Consider the following 26,590-nt stretch of genomic DNA (forward strand, 5'->3'; position numbering starts at 1 on the left):
TCAGCCCTCCCCGCCGCCCAGCGTCAGCGCGAACCCGGGCGGGATCACCAGGTCGGACGGCGCCAGGTCGCGGACGGACGCGTGGCCGAGGCCCAGCACGGCGGAGTCGAGGCCGCCGCGCATGATGTCCAGCACGTTCTCCACGCCGGCCTGCCCGTTCGCCGCGAGGCCCCACAGGTAGGCGCGGCCGATCAGCACGGCGCGCGCGCCGAGCGCGAGCGCCTTGGCGACGTCCCCGCCGCGCCGCACCCCGCCGTCCAGCAGGACCTCGATCTGGTCGCCGACCGCCTCGGCGACCGACGGCAGCACCCGGATCGTCGCGGGCGTGGTGTCGAGGTTGTTGCCGCCGTGGTTCGACACCGACAGCGCCGTGACCCCCGCGTCCACGGCCCGCTTCGCGTCGTCTACGCGGGTGACGCCCTTGAGCATGAACGGGCCGCCCCACTCCTTGCGCATCCACGCCACGTCCTCCCAGGTGGGCGGCGGGGTCTGCATCCACTCGCCGTACGCGCCGAAGAACGTGGGCGCGGTCCCGCCGGGCGCCCGGAGGTTGGGGGTCGTCAGGTCCGGGATGCGCCCGGTCTTGGCGAACCGCCACAGCCAGCCCGGGTGGGGCAGGACGCCCGGCGCCAGCTTCGCCATCGTCTTCAGGTCGACCTTCTCCGGGATCATGGGGCTGCCCCAGTCCCGCCCGTTGGAGAACGACCAGTCGAGCGTGGCGATGAGGGCCTTCGCCCCGGCGCGGCGCGCGCGGTCCATGCGCTGCACCATCGCGTCCCGGTCGCCGCTCCAGTACATCTGGAAGAAGACGTTCGGGTTGGCCTCGGCGACCTCCTCCACGGGCTTGCTCGCGAACGAGCTGAGCCCCATGATCACGCCGCGGTTCGCGGCGGCCCGCGCCACCGCGACCTCGCCGTCGGGGTGCACGGCCTGCACGCCGGTGGGGGAGATGACCACCGGCATGGACGTCTCCACGCCCATCACGCTCGTGGACAGGTCGCGCTGCGCGCGGTGGCCCGCCACGCGGGGCGCGAACCCGAGGTCGCCGAACGCCTTGCAGTTGTCGCCGACCGTCCGGCCGCGCTCCGAGCCCGCGACCAGCGCCCCGTAGACCATGTGGGGCAGCCGCCGCTTGGCGCGGCGCTGCGCCTCGGCCACGGTCTCGAACCACGGGTTCTGGAACATGTCGTCTCCTGGGGGAAAGGGTCAGGTGATCCGCAGCCCGGCGAGGGGGTTCTCCTCGCAGGCGCTGACGGGCGGGCGGTCCATGTCGGCGCGCCGCCCCAGCCGGACCAGGACGGGCTCCCGGCGGCGGGGCGGCGAGGTCCGGTGCGAGTGGTCGCCGGACGGCTTCGGGATGCCCGACCGGTCCTCGGGCCGTCCGGCCAGCAGCTTCTCGCCGTGGCCCTGCACGCACTCCGGGTCGGGCCCGTCCAGCGGGAGCCCGGTGAAGAACTTCGCGGCCATGCAGCCGCCCTTGCAGGTGTCGTAGAAGCCGCACGAGGCGCAGGCGCCGCCCGTCTGCGGCTCCCGCAGGCCCGCGAACAGTTCCGACTCGCGCCACACCCGCGCGAACCCGCCGGGCTCGCGGACGTTCCCCGCGAGGAACTCGTCGTGGATGGCGAACGGGCACGCGTACACGTCCCCGACGGGGTCGATGAGGCACACCACGCGCCCCGCGCCGCACAGGTTCAGCCCCGGCAGCGACTGGCCGTAGGCCGAGAGGTGGAAGAACGAGTCGCCGGTCAGCACACGGTCGCCGTGCGCGAGGAGCCAGTCGTACAGCTCGCGCTGCTGCGCCTGCGTCGGGTGCAGCTCGTCCCACACGTCCGCCCCGCGCCCGGACGGGCGCAGCCGCGTCAGCCGGAGCTGCGCGCCGTACTCGTCGGCGATGGCCTTGAAGGCGTCCATCTGCGGGATGTTGTGCCGCGTGCAGACCACCGACAGCTTGAAGTTCCGCATGCCCGCGTCGGCGAGGTTCCGCATGGCGCGCATCGCGGTTTCGTACGACCCCGCGCCCCGCACCGCGTCGTTCACCTCGGGCGTGGCGCCGTCCAGCGAGATCTGGACGTCCACGTAGTCGTTGGCGGCCAGCCGCCGGGCGACCTCGGGCGTGATGCGGACGCCGTTCGTGGAGAACTTCACGCCCACATGGTGAGCGGTGGCGTAGTCGAGCAGCTCCCAGAAGTCGGACCGGACCGTGGGCTCGCCGCCCCCGATGTTGACGTAGAAGACCTGCATGGCCTCCAGCTCGTCGATGACGGCCTTCGCCTCGGCCGTCGAGAGCTCGCGCGGGTCGCGGCGCCCCGAACTGGACAGGCAGTGCGCGCACGAGAGGTTGCAGGCGTAGGTGAGCTCCCAGGTCAGGCAGATCGGCGCGTCGAGCCCGCGCTCGAACAGGTCGACCAGCCTGGGGCCGGTGGTCTGCGCGGCCTGGCTTGCGGCGTCGGTGGTCACGGCGTCCTTTCCACGAGCATGGACGAGCTTGCGAGCGCGCCGAGCGCCGCGCCGTACCGGGGCAGGTCGGACGCGGGCACGTCGGCCGCCGCGCAGGCGTCCCGGGCGGTGGGCGCGTCGCGCAGCCCCCGGACGACCTCCAGCAGGCGCCGGTCCTTGAGGAACGACAGCTTGCGGGTGCCGAAGTGGTAGAGCAGCGCGCCGAAGGGTTCGGGCCGCACCGAGACCTGCGGGTGCAGGTCCCAGGCGCGGTCCAGGTCGATCGCCGGCACGGCCTAGTAGACGCCGCACATGCCGTCGATCGAGACCTCCTCGATCAGCGACTCGGCGGCCGCGGCGTCCTCGGTCCGCTCGTCGGCGCTCTGGTTCTCGGTGGCGGCGCTGTCCATGGCGTCCTCCTTCGTTCGCGTGCGGCGGCCGTCTCCCCTGCCCCCGGTCCGTGTCCGGCGGCGGGGCACGGCCGCCCGGCTTGAGGGGATACTAAGTGCATCGAGTGTCAAAAGGAAGGGGCGGGACGGGCGGACCGGGCCGCGGGCCGCCCGCGCGTAGAGTTCGCCCGGCGTGCGGCGGCCCCCCGGCACGGCGGGTGCGGCGGGTGCGGCGGAAGGTGCGGTGATGGGCGAACGGAACGGTCCGGGCGGGCGGCGCCCCCCGGACGTGCTCGTGGTCGGCGCGGGCGGGGCCGGTGCGGCGCTGGCGGCCCGGCTCAGCGAGGACCCGGCCTGCGAGGTGCTCGTGCTGGAGGCCGGGCCGGTGCCGCCCGCCTTCCCCGCCGACCTGCTGGACGCCCGGCTCGTGCCCGGGGCGCGGCCGGGGCATCCGGCCGTCCGGACGTTCCCGGCGCGGCTCGCGCCCGGCCTGCCGTACATGGCGGCGCGCGGCCGGATCCTCGGCGGCTCGACGACCGTGAACGGCGGCTACTTCGTCCGCGCCCGGCGCGCGGACTTCGACCGCTGGTCGGCCGCCGGCGGCGACGCCTGGTCGTACGAGCGGGCGCTGCCGTTCATGCGCGCGCTCGAGACCGACCTCGACCGCGGGGCGGCGGGGCCGCACGGCGACCGGGGCCCGGTCCCGGTGCGCCGGACGGACCTCCGCCATCCCGCCGCGGCCGCGTTCCGGGCGGCCGCGCACGAACTCGGATATCCGGACGAACCCGACAAGAACGCCGAAGAGGCGCCGGGGTTCGGGCCCGTGCCGTCCAACACCGCCGGCGGCCTCCGCGTCAACACCGGGCTCGCCTACCTCCTCGGCGCGGCGTCCGGGCGCCCGAACCTCACGCTGCTGGGCGACCGCCCGGTGCGCTCGGTCGTCGTCCGGCGCGGGCGCGCCGCGGGCGTCGCCGCCGCGGACGGCACGGTCTTCGAGGCGGGCGAGACCGTGCTGTGCGCGGGCGCCCTCTCCACCCCCCACCTGCTGCACCTGTCGGGCATCGGGCCCGCGGCGGACCTCGAACGCGCCGGCATCCCCGTCGTCGGTGACCTCCCCGCCGTCGGCGCCGCGCTCAGCGACCACCCGCAGATCGTCGTGGAGTGGACGCCCCGGCGGCCGCTGGGCGAGCCGTCCGGCTCGTGGCTCGGCGGCGCCCTGCACCTGCCGTCGTCGGACGGCCCCGCGGCGGGCGACCTGGAGGTCCTGCAGTCGCTCGTGCCGATGGCCGGGCTCGTCGGGGGGAAGGCCGGCGTCCCCGGCATGCCCCTGGCGTTCCTCGCGTCCGTGCAGACGCCCCGGACGTCCGGCGGCCTGCGCACCGTGTCCGCCGACCCGGACGTCCCGCCGCGCATCGACTACGGCTACCTGGAGACCGGCGCCGACCGCCGCCGGATGCGCGAGGCCGTGCGGGCGACGGTCGCGGTCGTGGAGTCCGGGGCGTTCGGCGAGGTCTGCGCGGGCCCGGTCGAACCGGTGCCGGTGGACGACGACCGCGTGCTGGACGCGTGGATCCGCGCGCGCCTCGGCACGTCGCAGCACACGTGCGGCACCGTCCCCATGGGGCCCGCCGTCGACGCCTCCGGGCGGGTCCGCGGCGTGCGCGGGCTGCGCGTCGCCGACACCTCGGTCCTGCCGACCGCGCCGCTGCGCGGCCCCGCCGCGACGGCCGTCCTCATCGGCGAGCTCGCCGCGGACGCCGTCCGGCGCGGCTGGGGGCCCTAGCCGGGCGCGGGGGCCCGCCCGATCTCGGCGAACCCGGCCTCGACCCGCCGCAGCGTCTCGTCCAGCAGCTCCGCCAGGGACGTCCCCTCCCCGGCGGACAGCCAGTGCTCGTAGGCGGTCACGGCGGCGGCGAGGATCACGCTGCCCGCGAGCCGCGGCCCCATCGCCGACACCGGCTGCCCGGTGCGGGCGGCGACGAACTCGGCGACGATCCGCCGCCAGGACGCGTACCGCAGCGTCGCGTCGGCCTGCAGGGTCGGCACCGTGAGGATCAGCTCCATCCGCTGCCGGTGCCACGGCACCTCCTGCGGGTCGAACCGGTTGAACTCCACGACGGCGCGGCGGACGGCGTCCATGATCGGCGCCCGCGGGTCGGCCTCGTCCAGCAGCGCGCGCAGCCGCCGCAGCTGCGCGTCGAAGTCGCCCCACACCAGGTCGTTCTTGGACGCGAAGTACCGGAAGAACGTGCGCCGCCCGATCCCGGCCGCGGCCGCGATGTCGTCCACGGTCGTCTCGTCGAACCCCTGGCGGGCGAACAGCTCGAACGCGAGCCGCTCCAGGGCGGGCCGCGAGGTCACCCGCGGCCGTCCCATCACCCGGCGGCTCCCACTGAACGACGTCACGCCACCAGGTTCCCACGCCGGAGCGCGGCCCGCCCGGTCCGGCGGCGAGCGGACCGCCTTCGTCCGGAGGCGGTCAGGCCCAGAGCGCCCCGGCCGCCGCCGTGCCCGCGGCCACGGCGGCGAGCCCGGCGGCGACGCCCGCGACCGCGTTCGCGGCGGCGGGCAGCCGCGCGCCCGACTCCGCCAGCCGCACCGTCTCGTACGAGAACGTCGAGTACGTCGTCAGCGCGCCGCACAGCCCCGTGCCGACCAGCAGGCGCACCGAGTCCGCGGCCGCGCCCCGCATCGCCGCGCCGGTCAGCGCCCCCAGCACCAGGCAGCCGAGCATGTTCGCGGCGAAGGTGCCCCAGGGGAACCCGGAACCGGTGCGGGCCCGCACGGCGCGGTCGACGGCGTAGCGCAGCGGCGCGCCCACCATGCCCCCGGCGACGACGAGCAGCCAGCTCATCCGGCCTCCCGCCGCGGCGCGGGGGAGAGGCGGCGGGTCAGGACCCCGGCGCCCCACGCGGCGGCCACCGCGACGACCGGCGTGGCCACCAGGTACGCGAGGGCGAGGCGGGCGTGCCCGTCCCCGAACAGGCTCCGGACGTCCGCCGCGTAGGCGGAGAAGGTCGTGAACCCGCCGAGCACGCCCGTGCCCAGGAACGGCCCGACCAGCCGGTGCGCCGTCCGCGCGCGGGCGAGCACGGCCATGAGGACGCCGATCAGGGCGCAGCCGAGCGCGTTGACCGCGAGGGTCGTCCAGGGGAAGGCGTGCCCGTGCGCCGGCCACAGCAGCGCGGCGCCGTGCCGGGCGGCCGCGCCGAGCCCGCCGCCGGCCGAGACCGCCGCGATCACGGCCGCCTCCCGGCGGGCGCGCGGCGGGGCGGGGGAGCGGCCGGTTCCGCCGGACGCCGCCGTGCCGCGGTCGATCCGGTCGCGCGGGGTCGTCATCGTGTCCGTCTCCTACTCGTGCGTGCCCGGTCGCGGGCGCGTTCGTTACGAGCAGGGACCGTTGGCGGCGTCGGCGTCGGCGCCGCGGTTCGGGTACGGCGGGCCCCACCGCCGCTCGGCCGGTCCCGGAGGGGCCGGCCGCCGTCCAGCATACCGGCGGGTCCGGCGTCCGGTCAGGGCCGCCGCGGAGGCGGCGGCGGCCGGTCGGGACGGTAGGGCGCCAGCGCCGGCTCGGCCCCCTCGCCCAGGATCTCCCCGGCGGCCAGGTCGGCCAGGTGCGGGGCCAGCGTGATGCCGCTGTGGGTGACGACGGTGTACAGGCCGGGCCGCTGCGGGCCGACGAGCGGGCGGCCGTCCACGGGCAGCGGCCGGACGCAGCGGCGCACCCGGTCGACGCGGGCGTCCAGGTCGGGGAACAGGACGCGCGCCCGGTCGAGCAGCTCGGCCCCGCGGGCGTCGAGGTCGGCCCGCGGGGTCGCGAGGTCGGTGGCGGCGTCGAGGTCGGCGGCCTCCAGCAGCAGCCCGCCGCCCGGGACGGGCCGCAGGTCGAGGCCGGGAGTGTGCACGGGGCCGCGGACGGGCCCCGCCCCCGGCGTGATCGCCGCGGTGAGGCCAGGCGCGGACGAACCGGGCGCCTCGGGGTCCACGAGGGGGAGCGCCGCACCGGCGGTCGCGAGGAGGGCGGGGCTGCGCCACCCGGCGGCGCAGACCACGGTGTCGGCGGCCAGGTCCCCGGCGGGCGTGCGGACGCCGGTGACGCGGTCGCCGCGGACGAGCAGCCCGGTCGCGGGCGTTCCGGAGCGGACCGCGGCCCCCGCGTCCCGGGCGCGGGCGAGCAGCGCGCCGACGGCGGCGGACCCGTGCGCGTGCCCCTCGCCGGGGAAGCGGGCGATGACCGCGCCCGCGGGCGGGCGCAGCGCCGGCTCGTCGTCGCGCAGCCGGGTGGCGGTGGTCAGCGTCGCGGGGTAGCCGAGGTCGCGCAGCCGCGCGACCCGCTCGGCGAGGGCGTCCCGCGCGGGCTCGGCCACGGCCCACTCGGTGCCGCCCGCGAACCGCGCCCAGTCCGGCCCGCCGAACTCGGCGGCGACCCGCCGCCAGGCGTCCAGCGCGGCCACGCGGAACGCGTGGTACCGGGCGTCGGCGGGGTCGTTGGCGTTGAGCCACGCGTAGCTCGCGCCCGAGGTACCCGCGCCCGGCCGGTCCCGCTCGACCAGCGTCACCTCCGCCGTGCCGGGGCGGGCGAGACGGTCGGCCAGGGCGGCGCCGATGATTCCGCCGCCCACGATGACGATGCGCATGACCACAGGGTCGCAGGTGCCGGCCGCCCCGCGCGCGCCGGGGATCAGTACCGCGGGCCGCTCACCGCGCGTCCTCCGGCGGGACGCCGCGCAGCGCGTCCGCGCCGAACATCGGCTCGAAGAACGACGAGTAGTCGGGCCCCCGCCGCAGGTGGTGCCCGCCGTCCACGTTCAGCACCTGCCCGGTGATCCAGGACGCCTCGGGTCCCGCGAGGAACGCGACGGCCCCCGCGATGTCCGCGGGCTCCCCGACCCGGGCCAGCGGCATGCACGACAGGTAGTCCTCCAGGACGGGCCCGGTGTCGGCGATGCCCGCGACGAGCTCGGTGCGCACGATCCCCGGGCGGACGCCGTTGACCCGGACGCCGACGCCGCCCAGCTCGTCCGCCGCGAGCCGGACCAGGTGGTCGACGGCCGCCTTGGACACCCCGTACGCGCCGAACCAGCGGTGCGTGTTCGACGACGCGATCGACGAGATCGCGATGATCGACCCGCCGCCGCCGTCGCGCGCCATCGCCCGCGCGGCGTGCCGGATCGTCAGCATCGTCCCCGTCGCGTTCAGCTCCAGGGTGGCGCGCCACTGCTCCAGGTCGAGGTCGCCGATGGGCCCGATCGAGCTGGACCCGCCCGCGCTCGCGACGACCGTCCGCAGCGGCCCCCGCTCGCCCGCCGCCCGCACCGCCTCCGCCACCTGCGCGTCGTCGGTGACGTCGGCGACCACGTGGCCGATGTCGTGCCCGGTGTCCTCGCGCGCCCGCTCGGCGGCGTCGCGCAGCCGCTCCTCCGTCCGTCCGCAGATCGTCACGGCCGCGCCGGCCGCGGCCAGCCGCAGCGCGCAGCCGAGCCCGATGCCGCTGCCGCCGCCGGTCACCAGCGCCGCCGTCCCGTCCAGGGTTCCCACTGTGCCCTCCCGCTCGTGTCGGCCGTGTCAGCGGTCGACCGCGGTGGCGCCGCCGTCGACCGTCAAATGCGTGCCGGTGATGAACGACGCCTCGTCGCTCATGAGGAACCGGACGGCCGCCGCGACCTCCGCGGGCCGTCCGAGCCGCCCGACCGGCGCCTTCGCCGCGAACTCCGCCCGCATCCCCGCCGGCGCCGCCGCCGCGAGCAGCGGAGTGTCGATGTAGCCCGGGCACACCGCGTTCACCCGGACGCCGTCGCCCGCGAGCTGGTGCGCCAGCGCCCGCGTCAGGCCGAGCAGCCCCGCCTTCGAGGCGCAGTACGCGGGGATGAACAGCTGCCCGACGAACGCCTCGATCGACGAGATCCCCACGATGGCCGACCCCTCCTGCGCGCGCAGGTCGTCCAGCATCGCCTGCGCCAGCAGCGCCTGGGCCCGGAGGTTGACGTGCTGCACGGCGTCCCAGCGGGCCTCGTCGAGATCGCCGACCGCGGCGGGACCGGCGATCCCCGCCGCGTGCACCAGCCCGCCGAGCGGCCCGAGCGCCGCGCGCGACGCGTCGAGGGCGGCGGGGAACGCGGCGGCGTCGGTGACGTCCACGATCACGGAGAGCGCGGCCGTCCCGGTGTCCGCGCCGATCCGGCGCGCGACGTCCGCCGCGTCGGCGCGGTCCCACAGGGCGACGGGCCTGCCGTGCTCGGCGAGGGCCCGGGCGCACGCGGCCCCGATGCCGGAGGCGCCTCCGGTGACGACGACCGCGGTCCGAGACATCGCGCTCCCTGTATTGAACACTCCGTGCGGGCGAGGCTAGCGTGCTGATCGTCTCCCCGACAGGGGCGGACGGCCTGACGCGGGAGGTTCGGTGCGCGAACTGGGCGGACGGGTCGCCGTGGTGACCGGCGCGGCGAGCGGGATCGGACGCGCGCTCGCCGTGCGCCTCGCGAGCGAGGGCATGCACCTGGCCTTGGCCGACGTGGACCCCGAGGGCCTCGGTGAGACCGCCGCCCTCGCCCGGGCCGCCCACCGCCCCGCCGGGGGCGAGGGGGCGGGGCCGCCGGTGGTGTTCACGGAGACCGTGGACGTCGGGGACGAGGCGGCGGTGCGGCGGTTCGCCGATCGGGTGTTCGCCGAGACGGGCGAAGTCCATCTGCTGTGCAACAACGCGGGCGTCTACATGGGCGGCCGGATGTGGACCCGGCCCGCCGCCGACTTCGAGTGGACGCTGCGGGTGAACCTGTGGGGCGTCCTGCACGGCGTGCGGGCCTTCGTCCCGCGGATGCTGGAGCAGGGCGGCGAGGGGCACGTGGTCAACACGTGCTCGGTCGCCGGCTTGTTCGCCGGGCCGGGCGCGGCGCCGTATACGGTCTCGAAGTGGGCGGCGTTCGCCGCCTCGCTGAGTCTCGCGCAGGAGCTGGCGATGGAGGGATCGCGGATCGGGGTGTCGGCGCTGTGCCCGGGCGGCGTGGCGACGCGGATCCACGAGTCCGAGCGGGCGCGCCCGGCCGGGCTCGAGAGCGCCCCCGGGGACGACGTCGCGTTCATGGACGAGATGATCGCCGCGACGGTCGCGGGCGGGATCGCCCCCGAGGACGTCGCTGCGCGGGTCGTCGGCGCGGTGCGCGAGCGGCGCTTCCTCGTGCTGACGCACCCGGAGTACGAACCGGGCCTCGCCGACCAGGCGGCGGCCCTCGCCGCGGGACGGCTGCCGCCCCTGCCCGACGCCGAATGGAAGTGAGGACCATGCCGTCGAAGATGCCCCCGAAGGGGCTCGACTCGCCGTTCGTCCCGAAGGTCATGAAGGTCGTGTCGCGGCTGCACGTCGAGGCGTACCGGCTCACGGGCGGCCGGGTCGGCGGGACGTGGCGCGTCGGGTCCGCCCGGCGGCGCGGCGTGCCGATCTGCCTGCTCACCACCCGCGGCCGCAAGACCGGCCGGCCGCGCACGCTGCCGCTGCTGTACATGCGGGACGGCGACCGGGTCGTCATCGTCGCCTCGCAGGGCGGGCTGCCGAAGCATCCGATGTGGTTCCTCAACCTGCGGGCCGACCCGCGGGTCGCGGTGCGGATCGGCCCGGACGTCCGCCGCATGCGGGCCCGCACCGCCGACGAGGCCGAGCGCGCGGCGCTCTGGCCCCGCCTGGTCGAGGTGTACGCCGACTACGACAGCTACCAGTCCTGGACGGACCGGAAGATCCCCGTCGTGATCTGCGAGCCCGCCTGAGCGGCGGCGCCGGTCAGATCAGGTCCAGGGTGCCCAGCGCCCGGATCGCGGCGCAGGACCGGGCCGCCATCGCCAGGAACATCCGGTCGCCGCGCTCCGTCGGCGTCCCGTACGCGCACCCGAGGACGGTGATCAGCGGCCCCTGCAGGGCCGCGAACCGGTAGTCGTCGAAGCAGGCGTCGAGGCCGTAGCCGGTGACGCCGTGCCGCTCCAGCTCGGCGTGGTAGACGCCGACGAGGTCGCGCTCCCGCGCGGCGCGGTCGTCCGGCAGCAGGCTCGTGCCGAGGAAGTACGCCAGGTCCCGCAGCGGATGCCCGAGGCCGATCGTCTGCCAGTCGACCGCGGTGACCCGCCCGTCGTCGCCGAACAGCAGGTTGTCGAGCCGGTAGTCGCCGTGGACGAGCCCGAAGACGTCCGGGCGCCCGACGACCCACGCGGCGATCGCGTCCGCCGCCTCCCGCAGCGTCCGGGCGTCCCGGTCGTCCAGCCGCCCGGCGAACCGCTCGACGAACGTGTCGACCGCCGGGCCGAACACCTCGCCGAGCTGCGCCGCGTCCTCCGCCCCGACGGGCTTCAGCCACGGCACGTCCAGCAGCGTCGGGTCGCACCAGCGGGGGCCGTGCAGCCCGGCGAGGTTCGCGACCGCGGCGGCGGCCCGGTCCGGCGCGCAGCCCGCGAGCTGGTCGCCCTGCACCGCCGGGTGGAGGTCGTCCAGCAGCAGCACGAAGCGGGTGTGGTCGGCGGAGATCGCGCCGTAGTGGCAGCGCGGCGTCCGCACCTTCACGGTGGCGGCCAGGTCCCGGTAGAACGCCACCTCCGCCCGGTACACCGGCCAGAGGAACGCGCGGGCGCCCTCGTCCTCGGCGGCGAGCTTGGCGACGAGCCGGCGCCGGACGCCGTCCGCGCAGTCCAGCCGGAGCCGGTAGCAGGAGCCGATCTGCCCCGACCCGACCCTCTCCCACCGGACGGCCGTGACCGGGACGCCGAGGACCTCGCCGAGCGCCTCGGGCGTCAGCCCGTCGGCCGTGTCGATGACGCGCACGCCGTCAGCACCTCCCCGGGTTGCGGGGGAGCCCGGCGACCCGCGCCGGCCTCACCTTCCGGTACGCCGCCACGACCGGTTCGACCTCGGCCGGCGTCACGCCGTGCAGGATCACCCCGTCGGCGCCGGCGTCGAACTGGTCCACGACCCGCCGCGCGCAGGCGTCCGCGCCGCCGGTCGCCGCCGCGCCGAACCAGTCGGCGGGCAGCAGGTCCGCGACCCGGCGGAGCTGGTCGGTGGTCGCGACGGCGTCGAACGCCCCCGGGAACCCGGCGACGAGTTCGTCCGCGCGGAACCGGGCGAGGGCCGCCGGGTCCCAGCCGTTCACGCGGACCAGCAGGTCCCCGTACCCCTGCAGGTAGGTCGCGAGCCGCCCGGTGAGCTTGCGCAGCCGCGCATCCTCGTCGAGGTGGTCGCCGACGGTCGCCAGCACCGACCACACCCGCACCCGCGCCGGGTCCCGCCCGGCCCGTTCCGCGCCGCGCCGCACCGCCGCCACCGACCGCGCGAGGGTCTCGTCGGTGAAGAACGTGTGCAGGACGACGCCGTCCGCGACGGCCCCCGCGAACTCGAGCGTCCGCGCGCCCATCGCGGTGAGCAGGACGGGCACGTCCTCGTCGAACGACGCGTCCTGGTTCAGGTACGGGAAGTCGCCCGCGGGGCCGCGGTGGTCGACGACCGCTTCGCCCCGCCACAGCCGGCGCACGATGCCGATGAAGTCCTCGAGCTGCGCGGTCGTCACCCGGGGGAGCCCCATGACGTCGAACAGCATGTCGAAGCCGCGGCCGAGGCCCAGCGCGAACCGTCCGCCGGTCAGCCGGTGCATCGTCGTCGCGAACGTCGCGGTGAGCAGCGGATGCCGGGTGTTGTGGTTGGTCGCGGCGGTCGCGACCCCCAGGCGCTCGGACACCGCGCCCGCCGCGCCCGACAGGGTCGCGGCCTCCTTGGTGGTGAACCGCTCGGACAGGAACACCGACCCGAGGCCGAGCCGCTCGCCGTCCCGCACCTGGTCCAGCAGGTCGCGCGGCGACCCGGAATGCCCCGGCAGCCCGTAGAAGCCGAGCTCCGGCAGGTCGTCCGCCATGTCAGCCCGCCTTCCGCGCGGTCGGGGTGAACGTCACCTTGAACGCGTCGTAGCCGGACACGAAGTTCGCCGGACGGTACGCGGGTTCGGCGTCGTCCACCGGCTCGATGTCGGGCAGCCGCGCCAGCAGCCGCTCGAACATCACCTTCAGCTCCAGCCGCGCCAGGCTGTTGCCGAGGCAGAAGTGCGGCCCGTTGCCGAACGCGATGTGGTCGTTGGGCGTGCGCGCGGCGTCGAACCGGTCGGGCTCGTCGAACACCTCCGCGTCCCGGTTCGCCGACGGGTACAGCAGCAGGAGCTTGTCGCCCTCCCGGATCCGCTGCCCGCCCAGCTCGACGTCCCGCAGGGCGGTCCGGGCCATGTTCTTGATGGGCGACACCCAGCGCAGCATCTCCTCGACCGCCACCGGGATCCTCCCCGGGTCGTCGATCAGCGCCCGCCGCTGCTCCGGGTGCCGGCACAGCTGGTACATCCCGCCGGAGACCACGTGCCGGGTCGTCTCGTCCCCGCCGATGAGGATCAGCAGCGACTCCTGCACGATCGACGCCGGGTCGAGCCGGTCCCCGTCGATCTCCGCGTGCACGAGGGCGCTCAGCAGGTCGTCGGACGGGTCGGCGCGGCGGCGCTCGGCCGCCCGGGTCGCGTACTCGGTGAACCCGGCGAACGCGTCCGCGGCCCGCTCCAGCAGCGCCGGGTCGTCGCCGCCGGTGAGGGCCCGCAGCATGTCGTCGGACCAGGTCAGCAGCATCGCGCGGTCCTCGGGCGCCACGCCCAGCGCGTCCCCGATCACGATGAGCGGCAGCGGCGCGGCGACGTCGGCGACGAAGTCGCACGCGCCGCGCTCGCACACCTCGTCGATGATCTCGTCGCAGACCCGCCGCAGGTAGTCCTCCTGCGCGGCGACGCGCCGCGGCGTGAACCCGGCGCTGACCAGCTTCCGGCGCAGCTTGTGCTCCGGGTCGTCCATGTCGATCATCATCGGCAGGGCGGGGGCGTCGGCCCGGATCCCGTGCGCGTTGGAGAACACCTCCGGCGTCCGCGACACCCGCTTCACGTCGGCGTGCCGGGAGATCCCCCACACCCCGGCGTTCTCGTCGCGGTAGACCGGCGCGTTCTCCCGCATCCAGCGCAGTTCCTCGTGCGGGTTCCGCCCCCAGAACTCCCCGCTGATCAGGTTGATGGACTCGTTGACGGCGTGGTCGGGCATGCGCGCACCTTTCGTCAGGGGACGCCGGGATCGGCCGCCGGACGACCGCGGCGGAGGCTTTTGGGCGAACGCGTTCCGCGGCGCCGGCCGGGCCGTACCGCGTCCGGGTCCCCCGGAGGGCCCGCGGCCCCGCCGCGGCTCCGCGCGGACGGCGCGGGGGCGCCGAAGCCCGAACCCCCGGTGTCGTCGTCCGGCATGTGCCGCCTCCAGCAAGGTCGCCCGAGCACCGCGCGGGGCCGCCGGGGCCCGCTCGAAGACTGGATGGTAAGACGATTCTCCTTCCGCCGAGGAAACCCGTCCGGTGAGCGGGACCGGGGTTGCGAACGCCCCGCGCCTCTGCCGCGAACCGCCTGGCAGGCGCCCTGCCGCCGCATTGCTTCGATTCCCGGTCGGCATGGCCGGCGAAGCGGCGCGCGACGAACGGGACGGGCGTCCGGAAACGGCCGCCGCGTCCGGCGCGGGACCCCTCCCGGATCCGGGCGCTCACAATGGCGGGCCCGAACGTCCGTTCTGCTGGAAGGGACCACATGGAGCATCCACCGCAGGCCGCCCCGGATGCGCCGCCCCGCCGCCACGACCGGTCGGCCGTCGCCATCGCCAACGCATCCCTGTTCAACGTCGGCTACCTGATGCTGGGACGGCGCCGCCTCGCCGCCGCCACCGGCCTGGTCACCCTCGTGCTCGTCGCCCTCCTCGCGACCGTTTTCCGGTCGGCGTGGTTCGAGGCCGTCGTGCTCCTCTGGTGGGCCGCCCTCATCGGGCACGGATGGATCCTGGCGGGCCGCGCCCCGGCCTCGTCCAGAGGCGGGCGGCGCGTGCCGGCGCTCTGCGTCACGCTGCCCGTGCTCGCCGCCGTGGGCCTGCTGCGCTTCGACGCCGCGGGCATCGAGGACACCGTCGCGCAGGCCCGCCGGGACGGCGACTGCGCCGAGGCACGGGACGCCCTGGACGCCGTCTGGTTCGGCCACCGCCTGGCCGCCGCGCCCGCGACCGCCCGCGGCGACCGGACCGCGGACGCCTGCCGCCGGCTGGCCGCCGCCGCGGACGGGCTCGCGGCCGGCCTGACCGGCGACATCGCGGGCCTGCGCGACGGCCACGCCGCCCTCGCCGCCGTCCTCGCCGACGCCCCCGGCCACGAGCGGATGGTCGGCGCGACCCTCGAGCGGTTCCTCGCCGGGCTGCCCGCCGCGGACGCCTGCGCCACCGCCGGGATCACCGACTGGCTCCGCTCCCGGAAGGCGAGCGGCGACGTGCTCGACCGCTCCGAGGGCGCCGTCGCCCGCACCGCGCCCACCGCGCTCGTCCGGTGCGGCGACCGGCTGATGTCCGGCAGGTCATGGCAGACGGCGCGCTCCCGCTACGAGCAGCTGCTCGCCCTGTACCCCGGCGACGCCCTCGCCGCCGAGGCCCGCGCCGGGGCGCGGAAGGCGACCCGGGCCATCGAGCTCGCGGCGGTCCGCGAGCTGCTGAAGGCCGACGACGGCGAGGAGCCCCGGTACTGCGCCGCGCCCGCGAAGTACACCGGCGCCGACGCCCGGGGCGGCGGCGTGAACCGGGCGCTGTTCGTCGGTGACGACGAGCACGCGAGCGCCCTCCCGAAGAAATGGCGCACCACCGACCCCGCCGACGCCGTCCTGGTGGTGTGCCTGGGCGAGCAGCGCTTCGGGCCCGTCCAGCAGAGCTGCCCGTACACCTACGGCGGCGGCAAGATCGTGACCGTGCGGTTCCACAAGATCGAGATCCCGGTGAAGGTGTACGAGCTGCGGACCGGCGAGGCCGTGGCGGACACCGAGGTCCGGATCGGCGGCGGGAGCTGTCCCGCCGTCATCCCGTACACCACGTTCGGCACCGACACCGGACCGCCGACCAAGGAGTACGTCGACCCCTCCCGCGGTGACGTGCGCGCCGCCTTCGAAGCGCTGGTCACCGGCGACTGAACCCGCCCGCGGCGGCCCCCCGACCGGCCGCCGGCCGCCGCGGCTCCCGGGGACGGGCCGGGCCCTCCGGCGGAACCGCGGAGCACGGCTCTGGCCTTGGACGCCGGGAATCCGCGATGATCGACGGCAGGGTCACCGAGACCGAAGGACGTGACGCCCATGTCGGCTGACAGCAGCCTCCCGCCCGCGCTGGCGGGCCGGGAGAGCGAATCGGAGGAGCTGGCGGACGCCGTGCGGCGCCTCATCGCGCTGTGCACCTCCACCACCGCTCCGGCCGGCGTCACCCGCGCCGCCGCGCGCGAGCTGAACGCCGTCGCGGACCGGCTGGAGCGCCACGTGCCGGACCCGCCGCACCCGATGACCATGCTGCTCGCCCCCTCGATCACGGCCGACGACGAGGCGCCCGACCTCGCCGCCCGGATGCCCTACGACGTGGTCGTCGGCCGCCACAGCCCGCTCGCGCCGCCCCTGTCCGTGGAGTTCGAACCGCCCAAGGCGCTGCTGCGCGGCACCTTCACCCGGCCCTACCAGGGCCCGCCCGGCTGCGTGCACGGCGCCGTGATCGCGGCTTCTTTCGACCTCGTCTGCGCCGCCGCGAACGTCATCGCGGACCTGCCCGGCCCGACGGCCCGCCTCGAGATCAGGTACCGGCGGCCCACCCTGCTGGACGTCCCGTGCCTGTTCGAGGGCGAGGTGGAGTCGCAGGAGGGCCGCCGCGTCCGGACGGTCGGCCGGCTGATCCAGCAGGACCGCGTGACGGTCGAGGCCGCGGGCGACTTCGTCATGCTCGACCGCGCCGACATCGCGCGGATGAGCGGCCGTCCCTGAGCGCTCAGCCGACGCCCGGCGTGCCGGGCCGGAGCCGCCGCGCGGCGCCGTCCCCGGGCGGCGCCGCGCGGGGACGGGTCCGGGCGCCGCGCCGGTCCAGGACGACGCCGGCCGCCAGGAGCACGGCTCCCAGCGCCACCGCGCCCAGGGGCACGACCGTCTCCAGCAGCCGGACCCGAGCGGCGGCGTCGTTCGCCGTCCCGGCCAGCGCGGTCCGCCCCTCGGGCGTCGTCCGCAACTCCAGATCGGCCACGACCAGGGTCCCGGTGCCCGACCGCGCCCTCAGCGTCGAACGCACCCTCTGCCGCTGGTCGACCGGGGCGCCGGTGCGGGGGTCGACCCAGAAGACCGCGTCGCCCCGGTGGTAGCGGTCGACCGGCACCGCCCCGCCGCCGTCCGCCCCCAGCAGCCGCGCGGGCACGGCGGGCACCTCGCCCGGCACCTTCGTCGGCGGGACGTGCAACTCGAACCGGTAGGCGTCCACCCCGCCGACGTCCTCGACGCCCTTGAACACGACGGGCCAGGTCCGCCGCGTCTGGGCGTCGAACATCCGGTACGTCCGTTTCCGCACGTCCATCGGCCAGAACACCCCGAGGCCCGACTGCCGCACGGACGTGTCGTCCTGGACGGCCGCGCGGCAGCAGGCGACGAGCTCGCCGCTCCGCCGGTCGAAGGCCAGCCGCCGGGTCGCGACGTCGACGAGGCGGCCGCGGTCGAGGTCCTGGATCACGGTGGTCATGTCCCACACCGCGACGTCGTCGCCGCTCGCCTCGACGTCCCCGCGGACGGTCGCGGTCGCGACGACGGTCGCGCCCGTGCGGACCCGCAGCGCCCCGGCGTCGAAGTACGTCGCGTTCTCGGCCCGCAGCCGCTGGACCTTGTAGATGTCCGTCGGCGCGCGCACCACGGCCGGTGCCACGTACGTCCGTACGAGCACGCCGGTGGCCAGCAGGAACACTCCGAACCCGGCCAGAACGACGACCGCCGCACCGCGCATCCCGGCCTCCTCGACCGCCCGGAAGGAGCCTTGATTATGCGCTTCTCCCATCGCGCGCACCAGCGTCTCGCCGCGGGACTGTGCACGGTCACAGGCCCCGCGCGCCCGCGGCCGCCGCGGCGGCCCCGTCAGGGCTCCGCCCGGGCCTCCGGCCGGGTCACGCGGATCTTGGACTGGCCGTGCGGCAGCTCCTCCCAGTCCTCCATGAAGCGGGCGGTGAAGCCGTGGCGCTCCGCGAGCCGGGTCAGGGTCTCGGTGCGGTAGTAGAAGTCCTCGCGCAGGACGTGGTGCTCCGCGCCCTCGGTGCGGTCGAAGGTGAAGTCGAAGAAGCCGCCGGGCGCGAGGACGCGGCCGACGTGGGCGAGGCACTCGTCGATGACGTGGAGCGGGGAGTGGCTGAAGACGCTGTGCGCGTGGACGACCGTGAACCGCTCGGACGGCAGGAACTCCAGCTTCAGGTCGTCGACGAGGGCGAGGTGCGGCGTCTTGTCGCGCAGGCCGTGCCGGACGAGCGTCTTCTGCGCGGCGAGCAGGATGTCGGGCGAGATGTCGACGCCGTAGTAGTTGCCGGCGTCGAGGAAGTCGATGAACCGCCAGCCGGCGCGCAGGTTGCCGCAGCCGATCTCCAGCATCCGGTCGTCCGGCTTGAGGCCGTGCTCGCGCAGGTAGTCGAACTGCATCCGGCCGAGCGCGAGCCAGCGTTCGTGGCTGCGGCTCCCGACGGCGGCCTCCGGGTTCCGGGCGGTGTCGGACTTCATCACCGCCCGGTAGTACGCGACGTGGTTCCGGTTGACCGCGCGCAGCTTCAGGTCCCGCGACATGCGGGACAGGTGGGCCCTGATCTTGTCCGGGTTCCGCGCGGCGTACCGCAGCCGGTAGGTCAGGCTCGCGCGGTTGCGGCGCGTCGGCGGCAGGGGATCGGTCATCGGCCTCGTCCTCGGTGCGTGGGTTGCGGGAGATCTGACCCGAGGGGCCACGGGCTAAACCCAGGACCGCGCCGCCGCCCGGCAAAGCCCGCCCCCGACGGCGCTCCGGCCAGACGGCGCTCCGGCTAGACGGCGCGCCGCGCCGCGGGCAGCGACGCGAGATCGGCCTCGATGGCCGCCGCCGCCTCCCGCAGCGGCGGCAGCAGGTCGCGCCGGACGGACGCGACGGGCGTGCGGCTCGCGTGCGTGGAGATGTTGACCGCCGCGACCACCCGGCCGTCCCGGTCCCGCAGCGGCGCCGCCACCGCGCGCAGCCCCTCCTCGAGCTCCTGGTCGACCATCGCCCAGCCGAGCTCGCGCACCTTCCCGAGCTCGGCGCGCAGCGCGTCCCTCGACGGGACGGCGCGGGAGGCGGGCGGCGCCGGGTCCCACGCGTCGACCAGCGCGTCCCGCTCCGCGTCGGGCAGGTGCGCCAGCAGCACCCGCCCCATCGAGGTGGCCGCCGCGGGGAACCGGGTGCCCACGCTGATGCCGACCGCCATGATCCGCGACACCGCGACCCGCGCGACGTAGACGACGTCGGCGCCGTCCAGCACCGACACCGACGTCGACTCGTGCACCCGCGCGGCGAGCCGCTCCAGGTGCGGCTGCGCGATCTCCGGCAGCGACACCCCGGACAGGAACGCGTACCCCAGGTCCAGGACGCGCGGCGTGAGGGAGAACAGCCGCCCGTCGGTGCGCACGTACCCGAGGTCGGCGAGCGTGAGCAGGAATCGGCGGGCGGCGGCCCGGGTGAGGCCGGTGGCGCGCGCGACGTCGCTGAGCGTCAGCTCGGGCGCGTCCGCGCCGAACGCCCGGATCACGGCCAGGCCGCGCTCCAGCGACTGCACGAAGTGCGCGCCGCGCTCGTCCTCGGTGGTCATCAGCGCACCATTATGGCGGACGGGCTCAGCCCGCGGCCGTCAGCGCCCGCAGCGCGTCCAGCTCGTCCGGGGCGGGCGGCTCGCCGGTGCGCAGCCCGGGGGAGACCTTCAGGTCCCAGCCGGTCGCCTCCCGCGCCCGCTCGACGGTCGAGCCCGGGTGCAGCCGCGTCAGCGTCAGCTCGCGGGTCTCCGGGTCCGGTTCGAGCACGCCGATGTCGGTGACGACGAAGGTCGGCCCCGCGCCGCGCAGCCCGAACCGCTCGCGGTCGCCCGGTCCCGCGCCGAACCCGACCGACGTCGTGAAATCGACGCGGTCCACGAACGTCCGCGGCGACTGCCGGACGACCACGAACACCTCGCCGCAGTGCGCGGCGATCTCCGGGGCGCCGCCCGCGCCGGGCAGCCGCACCTCCGGGTCGCCGTAGCCGCCGATGACCGTGGTGTTGATGTTGCCGAACCGGTCGATCTGCGCGGCGCCGAGGAACCCGACGTCGATGCGCCCCGGCTGCACCCAGTAGTTGAACACCTCGGGGACGCTCACCACCGCGGCGGCCGTCTCGGCGAGCTCGCCGTCGCCGATCGACAGCGGCAGCCGCTCCGGCTCGGCGCCCAGCGTCCCCGACTCGTACACGAGCACGAGCCCCGGGGCGTGCGTGCGGCGCGCCAGGTTCGCGGCGGTGCTCGGCAGGCCGATCCCCACGAAGCACGCGGTGCCGTCGCGCAGCTCCCGCGCGGCGGCGATCGTCATCATCTCGTCCGACGTGTACGTCATGCCCGCACCCCGATCTCGCTCTCCAGCCACGCCCGGAACTTCTCGCGATCGCGGCTGACCGCGTCCCACGCGCGGTAGGCGTCGTTGTCGCGCTCGTAGTAGCCGTGCGCGTAGGAGGGCCGCGCGCCCCCGGGCGCCTCCGCCACCATCGTGATCACCCACGAGGGGATCGTGATCGCGCCGGGCCGCTCCTCCAGCTCGTCCACGATCTCCTCCACGGTGACCAGGGAACGCTTCGAGGCGAGCACGACCTCCTTCTGGACGCCGGGGATGCCCCACAGCTGGACGTTGCCGCGCCGGTCCGCGCGCTGCGCGTGCACCACGCCGACGTCCGGGTTCAGCGCCGCCACCGCCGTCAGCTCCTCGCCGGTGAACGGGCACGTGATCGGCTCGATGTTCGCCGTCTGCGCGGGCAGGCCGGTGCCCCGGTACCCGCGCAGCACCGCGAACGGCAGCCCGGACGCGCCCGCCACGTACCGGTTCGCCATCCCGGCGTGGCTGTGCTCCTCGATCTCGAGCGGGGCGGGCCACGAGTTCTGGACGGCGTCCCGGAACCGGTGCAGCGAGCCCACGCCCGGGTTGCCGCCCCACGAGAACACCAGCTTGCGCGCGCACCCTGCGCCGATGAGCCGGTCGTAGACGATGTCGGGCGTCATCCGGACGAGCGTCAGGCCGCGGCGCCCCTGCCGGATGATCTCGTGCCCGGCCGCCACCGGGATCAGGTGGGTGAACCCCTCCAGCGCGACCTCGTCCCCGTCGCGGACCAGCTCCCCGACGGCTTCGGCCAGCGAGACGATTTCCGCCATCCCCGCCGCCTCCCCTCGCTCGATGTTCGCATCGCACACAACTGTACGGTATGCGAACACACGGTACGCGCACACATGCCCCGGGTGCCGCCCGGCCGGCCGGCCGCCGGGCAGAATGGCCGGGCGCCGGGGACGGACCGCGAACGGAGGACGACGCACATGGCCGACCGGATCACCGGAATCGTCGGGGCGGGCATCGTCGGGCTCGCCATCGGCCGCGAGATCACCCGGCGGCGCCCCGGGACGCGGGTCGTCGTCATGGAGAAGGAAGACCGGGTGGCCGCCCACCAGACGGGGCACAACTCCGGCGTCGTGCACGCCGGCATCTACTACCCGCCCGGCAGTCTGAAGGCCGCGCTGTGCGCCCGCGGGCGGGCCATGATCCGCGAGTACTGCGCGGAGAAGGGGCTCCCGTACGAGGAGTGCGGCAAGCTCGTCGTGGCGGTCACCGCCGCCGACGTCGCGCGGCTGGACGACCTGGAACGGCGCGCCGGCGCGAACGCCGTGCCCGGGATGCGGCGCGCGGGGCCCGCGGAGATCCGCGACATCGAGCCGCACTGCACCGGGCGGGCGGCGCTCTGCTCGCCGCACACCGCGATCACCGACTACACGCTGATCGCGCGGGCGTTCGCGGACGAGATCGTCGCCGCGGGGGGCGAGGTCCGCACGTCGTTCCCCGTCACGGGCGTCACCCGGCGGGCGGGCGGCGGGCTGGTCGTCGCGTCCGGCGAGCGCGCCGAGCGGGTCGACGAGCTGATCGTCTGCGCGGGCGCCCACGCCGACGCGGTCTCGGTCCTGGCCGGCGACGAGCCCGGCCCCAGGATCGTCCCGTTCCGGGGGGAGTACATGACGGTCGTCCCCGCGAAGGCGCACATGGTGCGGGGCCTGATCTACCCCGTCCCGGACCCCCGCTACCCGTTCCTCGGAGTGCACTTCACCAGGCGCGTCTCCGGCGACGTCGAGGTCGGTCCCAACGCCGTCCTCGCCCTGTCCCGCGAGGGCTACCGGCGCGGCGCGGCCTCGGCCCGCGACGTGCGGGACATCGCGGCCTTCCCGGGCTTCTGGCGGATGGCCGCCCGCCACTGGCGCACCGGCGCGAAGGAGATGTACGGCTCGTTCTCCAAACGCGCCTACATGCGGGCCGCGCGGCGCTACGTGCCGGAGATCGGCGCCCGGGACGTCGTCCGGGCGGGCGCGGGCGTGCGCGCCCAGGCGCTGGACCGCGACGGCTCCCTCGTGGACGACTTCCGCGTCAACCGGCTCGGCCCGGTCACGACCGTCCGGAACGCGCCGTCGCCCGCGGCGACCTCCTCGATGGCCATCGCCGAGCACGTCCTCGACGTCATCGAGGACGGGCGGGCGCCCTGACCCGGCCGCCGCCCCGGCGGTGGAATGGGCGGCGAGCGCGGGGGTAGCCCCCGCGCTATGGAAACCGCGAACGTGACACTCGGACTCGGGGACGCCGCGCTGCCGGGCGATCTGGCCCTGCCGGACCGTCCGAGCGGCGTGGTGCTCTTCGCGCACGGCAGCGGCAGCTCCCGGCACAGCCCGCGCAACAGGGCCGTCGCGGCGGGCCTCAACCGGGCGGGCATCGGCACCCTGCTGATCGACCTCCTCACCGCCCGGGAGGGCGAGGTGGACGACGCCACCCGGGAGCTGCGCTTCGACATCGGCCTGCTGACCCGCCGGCTCGTCGGCGCGGTCGACTGGCTCGCCGCCGAACCGCGCACCGCCGGCACCCCGATCGGGCTGTTCGGCGCGAGCACCGGCGCCGCCGCCGCGCTGGCCGCGGCCGCCGAGCGCTCCGGCCTGGTCGGCGCGGTCGTGTCCCGCGGCGGCCGCCCCGACCTGGCGGGGCCTGCGTTGGAACGGGTCGGCGCGCCCGTCCTGCTGATCGTCGGGGCCCGCGACCCGGAGGTGCTGCGGCTGAACGACCAGGCCACCGACCGGATGCACCGGGCGACGCACCGGCTGGAGATCGTCCCCGGCGCCTCGCACCTGTTCGAGGAGCCCGGCACCCTCGAGCAGGCCACGGACATGGCCGTCCGCTGGTTCGGCCACTACCTGAAGCATCCCGTTTCGGCATGACCCCCGTGGACCTGGTGCAGGAGGCGCCGTACCGGTTCCGCATCGAGCCCGCGGGCGCCATGCGGGTGCCCGGCGTCGTGTTCGCGTCCCGGGAGCTGGTGGACGCCGCCGACCGGGCCATCGGCCAGGTCGCGGACGTCGCCGCCCTGCCGGGCGTCGTGGAGGCGTCCTACGCCATGCCGGACGTGCACTGGGGGTACGGGTTCGCCATCGGCGGCGTCGCCGCCACCGACCCGGCCGACGGCGGCGTCGTGTCGCCCGGCGGCGTCGGGTTCGACATCTCGTGCGGCGTCCGGCTGCTGGCCGCCGACCTCGACGCCGCCGCGCTCGCGCCCGTCCTGACGGACGTGATGGACGGCCTCGACCCGGTGATCCCGCGCGGGATGGGGCGGGGCGCGGTTTGGCACCTGCCCGGACGGGCGGAGCTGACCGGCATCCTCACCGGCGGGTCCCGCTACGCGGTCGAGCGCGGCCACGGCGACGAGCGCGACCTGCTGCGCTGCGAGGACGCCGGGGCGGTCGCCGACGCCGACCCCGGACGGGTGAGCGGGCGGGCCGTCGAGCGGGGCGCCCGGCAGGTCGGGAGCCTCGGGTCGGGCAACCACTTCCTGGAGGTCCAGCGGGTCGCCGAGGTGTACGACGCCGCCGTCGCCGAGGCGTTCGGGATCCGCCATGACCAGGTCTGCGTGATGATCCACTGCGGGTCGCGCGGTCTCGGCCACCAGATCTGCACCGACCACGTGCGGGAGATGGAGCGGGCGATGCCGGGCCACGGCATCGCGGTGCCCGACCGGCAGCTCGCCTGCGCGCCCGTCGAGTCGCCCGAGGGCCGCGCCTACCTGGGCGCGATGGCCGCCGCCGCGAACTACGGGCGCGCCAACCGGCAGCTGCTCGCCGAGGCGGCCCGCGCGGTGTTCCGCCGCGCCGCGGGCGCCCGCCTCGACCTCGTCTACGACGTCTCGCACAACCTCGCCAAGCTCGAGGACCACGTGGTCGACGGGCGCCGCCGCAGGCTGTGCGTGCACCGCAAGGGCGCCACCCGGGCGCTGCCGCCCGGCCACCCGGACCTGCCGGACGACCTGCGGAGCGCGGGCCAGCCCGTGCTGATCCCGGGCACGATGGGCACCTCGTCCTACGTGCTGGCCGGCGTCGCGGGCGCCCCCGCGTTCGCGTCCGCGTGCCACGGCGCGGGCCGCGCGCAGAGCCGCCACCGGGCCGCCCGCGGCGTCGACGGGAAGGAGCTGCGGACCGCGATGGAGCGGGACGGCATCGCCGTGCGGGCCTCGTCGTGGCGCGGGCTCGCCGAGGAGCACCCGGGCGCCTACAAGGACGTGTCGGCGGTCGTCGAGGCCGCCGAAGGCGCCGGCCTGTGCCGGAAGGTCGCCCGCCTCGTCCCCGTGGGCGTCGTGAAGGGGTAGCCGGACGGGACGCGGCGTCAGACGTCGACCGTGACGGCGCAGGACCAGACTCCCGAGTCCGGATCGGCGCCGAACCGCAGGCCGTGCAGCGACACCGCCTTGGGCACCGCCCCGACCGCCGTCGCCTCGACGACGTCCCCGACCGTCAGCCGGGCCGCGAGGCCGCCGCCGTCCGCCGGGCCGAACCCGGCGCCGAGCACGATGTCGCCCTCGACCTCGAGCCGGAAGATCACCTCGTCGAGCACCGCGACCAGCAGGTCCTCGTCCGGCCCCGGCGGCACGTCCCACCCGACGGTGCGCGCCCGCCGCACGCCCGAGGTGTCGGCGAAGCTCTCCACCAGCGCGGCCACCGCCTCGGCGATGCACGCCTCGCGGGACGGCGCCCACGCCTCGATCCGCAGGTCCGCGGTGTGCGGGACGCCCCGGTGCCCCCGCCCGGACGGGCCGCCACAAGCCACCCGCCCCGCCTACCCGCGGCGGGGCCCGCGAAACCCCGTCCCGCTGGGCGGGAGCGCCGGTCCCGGCCCGCGGCCCGGCCGCCTAGCGTCCCGAGGATGGAGACCACCCGCGGGACGCTCGAGGAGCGCGTGGCCGCGCTCGAGGCCGTCGAGCAGATCAAGGCCCTCAAGTACCGGTACCTGCGGGCCTGCGACCGCAAGGACGCCGACGCCTTCCGGGACTGCTTCGTCGCCGAGGGCGCGACCATGGACTACGGCCCGACCGGCGCGTTCGAGGACCGCGACGCCCTCACCGCGGTCTTCCGGAGCGTCGGGCTCGCCCGGGACGACGACGGACGCTACGTCGTCCTGGACATGCACCACGCGATGCACCCGGTGATCGAGCCGCTCGGCGGCGGCCGCGCGAAGGGCGCGTGGACCCTCCGCTTCCGGCAGGTGGACCGGGTCGCGGGCACCGAGTCCGTCAGCGCGATCGAGTACGACGACCGCTACGAGGTCGAAAACGGCCGGTGGCTCATTCGCTCGTCGCATGTGACGGTCCTGTGGCGCATCGCCCGCCCGCTGCCCGACGGCGTCACGTTCCAGGGCCTGTTCGCCTGAGCGGACCCGCGGTGCTCAGCCGCCGTCCAGGTACCGGGCGACCGGCCCGAAGGTGAGCAGCCCGCTGCCCGCGCCCGCCAGCTCGCCCGCCGCCGGGGCGAGCGCCGCGCGGGCCCGCGCCAGCGCCGCCCGGTCGTCCACCGCGGCCGCCGCGCGGGCCACGAGGCACCACATGGCCTCCTGCATCAGGTCGGGCGGCGGCTCGGGCACCCGCCGCAGCGCGGCCGCCGCGTCCGCCTCCCGCCCGGACGCCAGCAGGACGAGCGGGCGCGCCCACGGCTCGTACGGGCCCCAGCCGGCGGCATCGGTCGGCGCGGGCAGGTCGTGCAGCACGCGCACGCTCAGCCGCGCGAGCGGCAGCAGCCCCGCTTCCAGGCCCGGCATCCCGGCCCCCGGCAGCAGCGCCGCCGCGTCCCGGTACGCCGCCTCGGCCTCCTCCGGTGCCGCCCCGCCCGCCGCGGTCCGCAGCGCGCCGTACCAGCGGGTGAACACCTCGACCAGCGGACGCTCGTGCCGCTCGGCCAGCCGGTTCGCGGCCTCGGCGTGCCCGTCGGCCCCGGCGAAGTCGGCCAGCGCGGCGCGCGCCTGCAGCCGGACCAGGTGCCCGAGCACCTCGTAGGTCGCCAGCCCGTTCCGCGCGGCCAGCCCGACGAGCTCCGCCCCGATCCGGTCCCGCTCCGGCGCGAGGCCCGCCCGCCCGAACGTCTGCATGAACACCGCGTTCAGCGCGAAGCCCAGCAGGGCCGGATCGTCCAGCCGCCGCGCGATCGCGACCGCCTCCCGCGCCGCCCGCGCGCCCCGCCCGCCGCGGTCCGCAGCGCGCCGTACCAGCGGGTGAACACCTCGACCAGCGGACGCTCGTGCCGCTCGGCCAGCCGGTTCGCGGCCTCGGCGTGCCCGTCGGCCCCGGCGAAGTCGGCC

At 76.2% G+C, this 26,590-nt stretch carries 30 protein-coding genes; 9 read left to right on the plus strand and 21 right to left on the minus strand.

The window, feature by feature from the left end; translation table 11 throughout:
- The 4 genes from mftD to mftA are packed head-to-tail and all read right to left on the minus strand — an operon-like array spanning position 1 to position 2,846.
- Entirely contained in the window at positions 1-1,185 is a 1,185-nt protein-coding gene (gene mftD, locus DMH08_RS08755) for a pre-mycofactocin synthase MftD (RefSeq protein WP_026401607.1), read from the minus strand.
- Between the two features lie 21 nt (positions 1,186-1,206).
- A complete protein-coding gene (gene mftC / locus DMH08_RS08760; protein ID WP_125612898.1) occupies positions 1,207-2,457 on the minus strand; it encodes a mycofactocin radical SAM maturase in 1,251 nt (416 codons plus the stop codon).
- Positions 2,454-2,729, minus strand: coding sequence for a mycofactocin biosynthesis chaperone MftB (gene mftB, locus DMH08_RS08765; protein ID WP_026401609.1), 276 nt, complete (start codon positions 2,727-2,729; stop codon positions 2,454-2,456). The genes mftC and mftB overlap by 4 nt, the downstream gene beginning before the upstream one ends.
- A gap of 3 nt (positions 2,730-2,732) precedes the next feature.
- Positions 2,733-2,846 (minus strand): mycofactocin precursor MftA, encoded by a 114-nt coding sequence (gene mftA / locus DMH08_RS41525; RefSeq protein WP_064743537.1) that lies wholly within the window; start codon positions 2,844-2,846, stop codon positions 2,733-2,735.
- 226 nt (positions 2,847-3,072) lie between these two features.
- On the opposite strand from mftA, the gene mftG reads away from it, so the two are divergent.
- Positions 3,073-4,608 (plus strand): mycofactocin dehydrogenase MftG, encoded by a 1,536-nt coding sequence (mftG, locus tag DMH08_RS08775; protein WP_125612900.1) that lies wholly within the window; start codon positions 3,073-3,075, stop codon positions 4,606-4,608.
- Here the strand turns inward: mftG and mftR are convergent.
- The 6 genes from mftR to DMH08_RS08805 all read right to left on the minus strand — a co-directional run bounded on the left by mftR (position 4,605) and on the right by DMH08_RS08805 (position 9,134).
- Positions 4,605-5,231 carry a mycofactocin system transcriptional regulator gene (gene mftR / locus DMH08_RS08780; RefSeq protein WP_034517056.1) on the minus strand — a complete coding sequence of 209 codons (627 nt, stop codon included), beginning with the start codon at positions 5,229-5,231 and terminating at the stop codon, positions 4,605-4,607. The two genes, mftG and mftR, sit on opposite strands and share 4 nt — an antisense overlap.
- Before the next feature lie 73 nt (positions 5,232-5,304).
- The gene (gene crcB, locus DMH08_RS08785; RefSeq protein WP_125612902.1) at positions 5,305-5,679 is read right to left on the minus strand and encodes a fluoride efflux transporter CrcB; all 375 of its coding nucleotides are present in this window, start codon (positions 5,677-5,679) and stop codon (positions 5,305-5,307) included.
- A complete protein-coding gene (locus tag DMH08_RS08790; protein WP_125612904.1) occupies positions 5,676-6,164 on the minus strand; it encodes a fluoride efflux transporter FluC in 489 nt (162 codons plus the stop codon). Before DMH08_RS08790 ends, crcB begins: the two co-directional genes overlap by 4 nt.
- A 173-nt stretch (positions 6,165-6,337) precedes the next feature.
- Complete coding sequence (locus tag DMH08_RS08795) at positions 6,338-7,462, minus strand: NAD(P)/FAD-dependent oxidoreductase (RefSeq protein WP_125612906.1); 1,125 nt, start codon at positions 7,460-7,462, stop codon at positions 6,338-6,340.
- A 61-nt stretch (positions 7,463-7,523) separates the two neighbouring features.
- On the minus strand, positions 7,524-8,363 hold the full coding sequence (locus DMH08_RS08800; RefSeq protein ID WP_125612908.1) for an SDR family oxidoreductase: 840 nt from the start codon (positions 8,361-8,363) through the stop codon (positions 7,524-7,526).
- A gap of 27 nt (positions 8,364-8,390) precedes the next feature.
- Complete coding sequence (locus DMH08_RS08805; RefSeq protein ID WP_125612910.1) at positions 8,391-9,134, minus strand: SDR family NAD(P)-dependent oxidoreductase; 744 nt, start codon at positions 9,132-9,134, stop codon at positions 8,391-8,393.
- 91 nt (positions 9,135-9,225) lie between these two features.
- Between DMH08_RS08805 and DMH08_RS08810 the strand changes: the two genes are divergently transcribed.
- Entirely contained in the window at positions 9,226-10,098 is an 873-nt protein-coding gene (locus DMH08_RS08810; RefSeq protein WP_051300428.1) for an SDR family NAD(P)-dependent oxidoreductase, read from the plus strand.
- Positions 10,099-10,103: 5 nt separating this feature from the next.
- Positions 10,104-10,583 (plus strand): nitroreductase family deazaflavin-dependent oxidoreductase, encoded by a 480-nt coding sequence (locus DMH08_RS08815; protein ID WP_125612912.1) that lies wholly within the window; start codon positions 10,104-10,106, stop codon positions 10,581-10,583.
- Between the two features lie 13 nt (positions 10,584-10,596).
- Here DMH08_RS08815 and DMH08_RS08820 read toward each other — a convergent pair whose 3' ends face one another.
- From DMH08_RS08820 to DMH08_RS08830, 3 genes are read right to left on the minus strand one after another with little or no spacing between them, the layout of a single operon-like run.
- Complete coding sequence (locus DMH08_RS08820; RefSeq protein WP_125612914.1) at positions 10,597-11,625, minus strand: phosphotransferase family protein; 1,029 nt, start codon at positions 11,623-11,625, stop codon at positions 10,597-10,599.
- A 4-nt stretch (positions 11,626-11,629) separates the two neighbouring features.
- Positions 11,630-12,709 (minus strand): TIGR03857 family LLM class F420-dependent oxidoreductase, encoded by a 1,080-nt coding sequence (locus DMH08_RS08825; RefSeq protein ID WP_026401618.1) that lies wholly within the window; start codon positions 12,707-12,709, stop codon positions 11,630-11,632.
- Between the two features lies 1 nt (position 12,710).
- Entirely contained in the window at positions 12,711-13,916 is a 1,206-nt protein-coding gene (locus DMH08_RS08830; protein WP_026401619.1) for a cytochrome P450, read from the minus strand.
- Positions 13,917-14,443: 527 nt separating this feature from the next.
- Between DMH08_RS08830 and DMH08_RS08835 the strand changes: the two genes are divergently transcribed.
- Complete coding sequence (locus DMH08_RS08835; protein ID WP_125612916.1) at positions 14,444-15,853, plus strand: hypothetical protein; 1,410 nt, start codon at positions 14,444-14,446, stop codon at positions 15,851-15,853.
- A gap of 159 nt (positions 15,854-16,012) precedes the next feature.
- Positions 16,013-16,681: a PaaI family thioesterase gene (locus DMH08_RS08840; protein WP_051300429.1), complete on the plus strand. Its 669-nt coding sequence runs from the start codon at positions 16,013-16,015 to the stop codon at positions 16,679-16,681.
- A 4-nt stretch (positions 16,682-16,685) separates the two neighbouring features.
- On the opposite strand, the gene DMH08_RS08845 is transcribed toward DMH08_RS08840, so the two are convergent.
- The 5 genes from DMH08_RS08845 to DMH08_RS08865 form a co-directional block, all read right to left on the minus strand.
- A complete protein-coding gene (locus tag DMH08_RS08845; protein WP_158642276.1) occupies positions 16,686-17,678 on the minus strand; it encodes a DUF3068 domain-containing protein in 993 nt (330 codons plus the stop codon).
- A 128-nt stretch (positions 17,679-17,806) separates the two neighbouring features.
- On the minus strand, positions 17,807-18,604 hold the full coding sequence (locus tag DMH08_RS08850; protein ID WP_026401621.1) for a class I SAM-dependent methyltransferase: 798 nt from the start codon (positions 18,602-18,604) through the stop codon (positions 17,807-17,809).
- Positions 18,605-18,729: 125 nt separating this feature from the next.
- The gene (locus tag DMH08_RS08855; RefSeq protein ID WP_125612920.1) at positions 18,730-19,527 is read right to left on the minus strand and encodes an IclR family transcriptional regulator domain-containing protein; all 798 of its coding nucleotides are present in this window, start codon (positions 19,525-19,527) and stop codon (positions 18,730-18,732) included.
- A 25-nt stretch (positions 19,528-19,552) separates the two neighbouring features.
- The gene (locus DMH08_RS08860; RefSeq protein ID WP_125612922.1) at positions 19,553-20,299 is read right to left on the minus strand and encodes a CoA-transferase subunit beta; all 747 of its coding nucleotides are present in this window, start codon (positions 20,297-20,299) and stop codon (positions 19,553-19,555) included.
- Positions 20,296-21,105, minus strand: a complete 810-nt coding sequence (locus tag DMH08_RS08865) for a CoA transferase subunit A (RefSeq protein ID WP_125612931.1) — start codon at positions 21,103-21,105, stop codon at positions 20,296-20,298. Before DMH08_RS08865 ends, DMH08_RS08860 begins: the two co-directional genes overlap by 4 nt.
- A gap of 159 nt (positions 21,106-21,264) precedes the next feature.
- On the opposite strand from DMH08_RS08865, the gene lhgO reads away from it, so the two are divergent.
- From lhgO to DMH08_RS08880, 3 genes are all read left to right on the plus strand, one after another.
- Positions 21,265-22,473: an L-2-hydroxyglutarate oxidase gene (lhgO, locus tag DMH08_RS08870; protein WP_026401625.1), complete on the plus strand. Its 1,209-nt coding sequence runs from the start codon at positions 21,265-21,267 to the stop codon at positions 22,471-22,473.
- A 72-nt stretch (positions 22,474-22,545) separates the two neighbouring features.
- Complete coding sequence (locus DMH08_RS08875) at positions 22,546-23,193, plus strand: dienelactone hydrolase family protein (protein WP_425248245.1); 648 nt, start codon at positions 22,546-22,548, stop codon at positions 23,191-23,193.
- A complete protein-coding gene (locus DMH08_RS08880; RefSeq protein WP_281173415.1) occupies positions 23,190-24,611 on the plus strand; it encodes an RtcB family protein in 1,422 nt (473 codons plus the stop codon). The genes DMH08_RS08875 and DMH08_RS08880 overlap by 4 nt, the downstream gene beginning before the upstream one ends.
- A 17-nt stretch (positions 24,612-24,628) precedes the next feature.
- On the opposite strand, the gene DMH08_RS08885 is transcribed toward DMH08_RS08880, so the two are convergent.
- Entirely contained in the window at positions 24,629-25,069 is a 441-nt protein-coding gene (locus DMH08_RS08885) for an archease (RefSeq protein WP_125612924.1), read from the minus strand.
- Positions 25,070-25,165: 96 nt separating this feature from the next.
- Here DMH08_RS08885 and DMH08_RS08890 point away from each other — a divergent pair, with 96 nt between their 5' ends.
- Positions 25,166-25,669 (plus strand): nuclear transport factor 2 family protein, encoded by a 504-nt coding sequence (locus DMH08_RS08890; RefSeq protein ID WP_026401629.1) that lies wholly within the window; start codon positions 25,166-25,168, stop codon positions 25,667-25,669.
- 15 nt (positions 25,670-25,684) lie between these two features.
- Here DMH08_RS08890 and DMH08_RS08895 read toward each other — a convergent pair whose 3' ends face one another.
- On the minus strand, positions 25,685-26,380 hold the full coding sequence (locus tag DMH08_RS08895) for a hypothetical protein (RefSeq protein ID WP_199747693.1): 696 nt from the start codon (positions 26,378-26,380) through the stop codon (positions 25,685-25,687).
- Positions 26,381-26,391: 11 nt separating this feature from the next.
- On the minus strand, positions 26,392-26,590 hold a 199-nt coding region (locus DMH08_RS40915; RefSeq protein ID WP_199747694.1), incomplete at its 5' end, for a hypothetical protein.

Source organism: Actinomadura sp. WAC 06369 (genome assembly GCF_003947565.1).
Taxonomy (GTDB): domain Bacteria; phylum Actinomycetota; class Actinomycetes; order Streptosporangiales; family Streptosporangiaceae; genus Spirillospora; species Spirillospora rifamycini.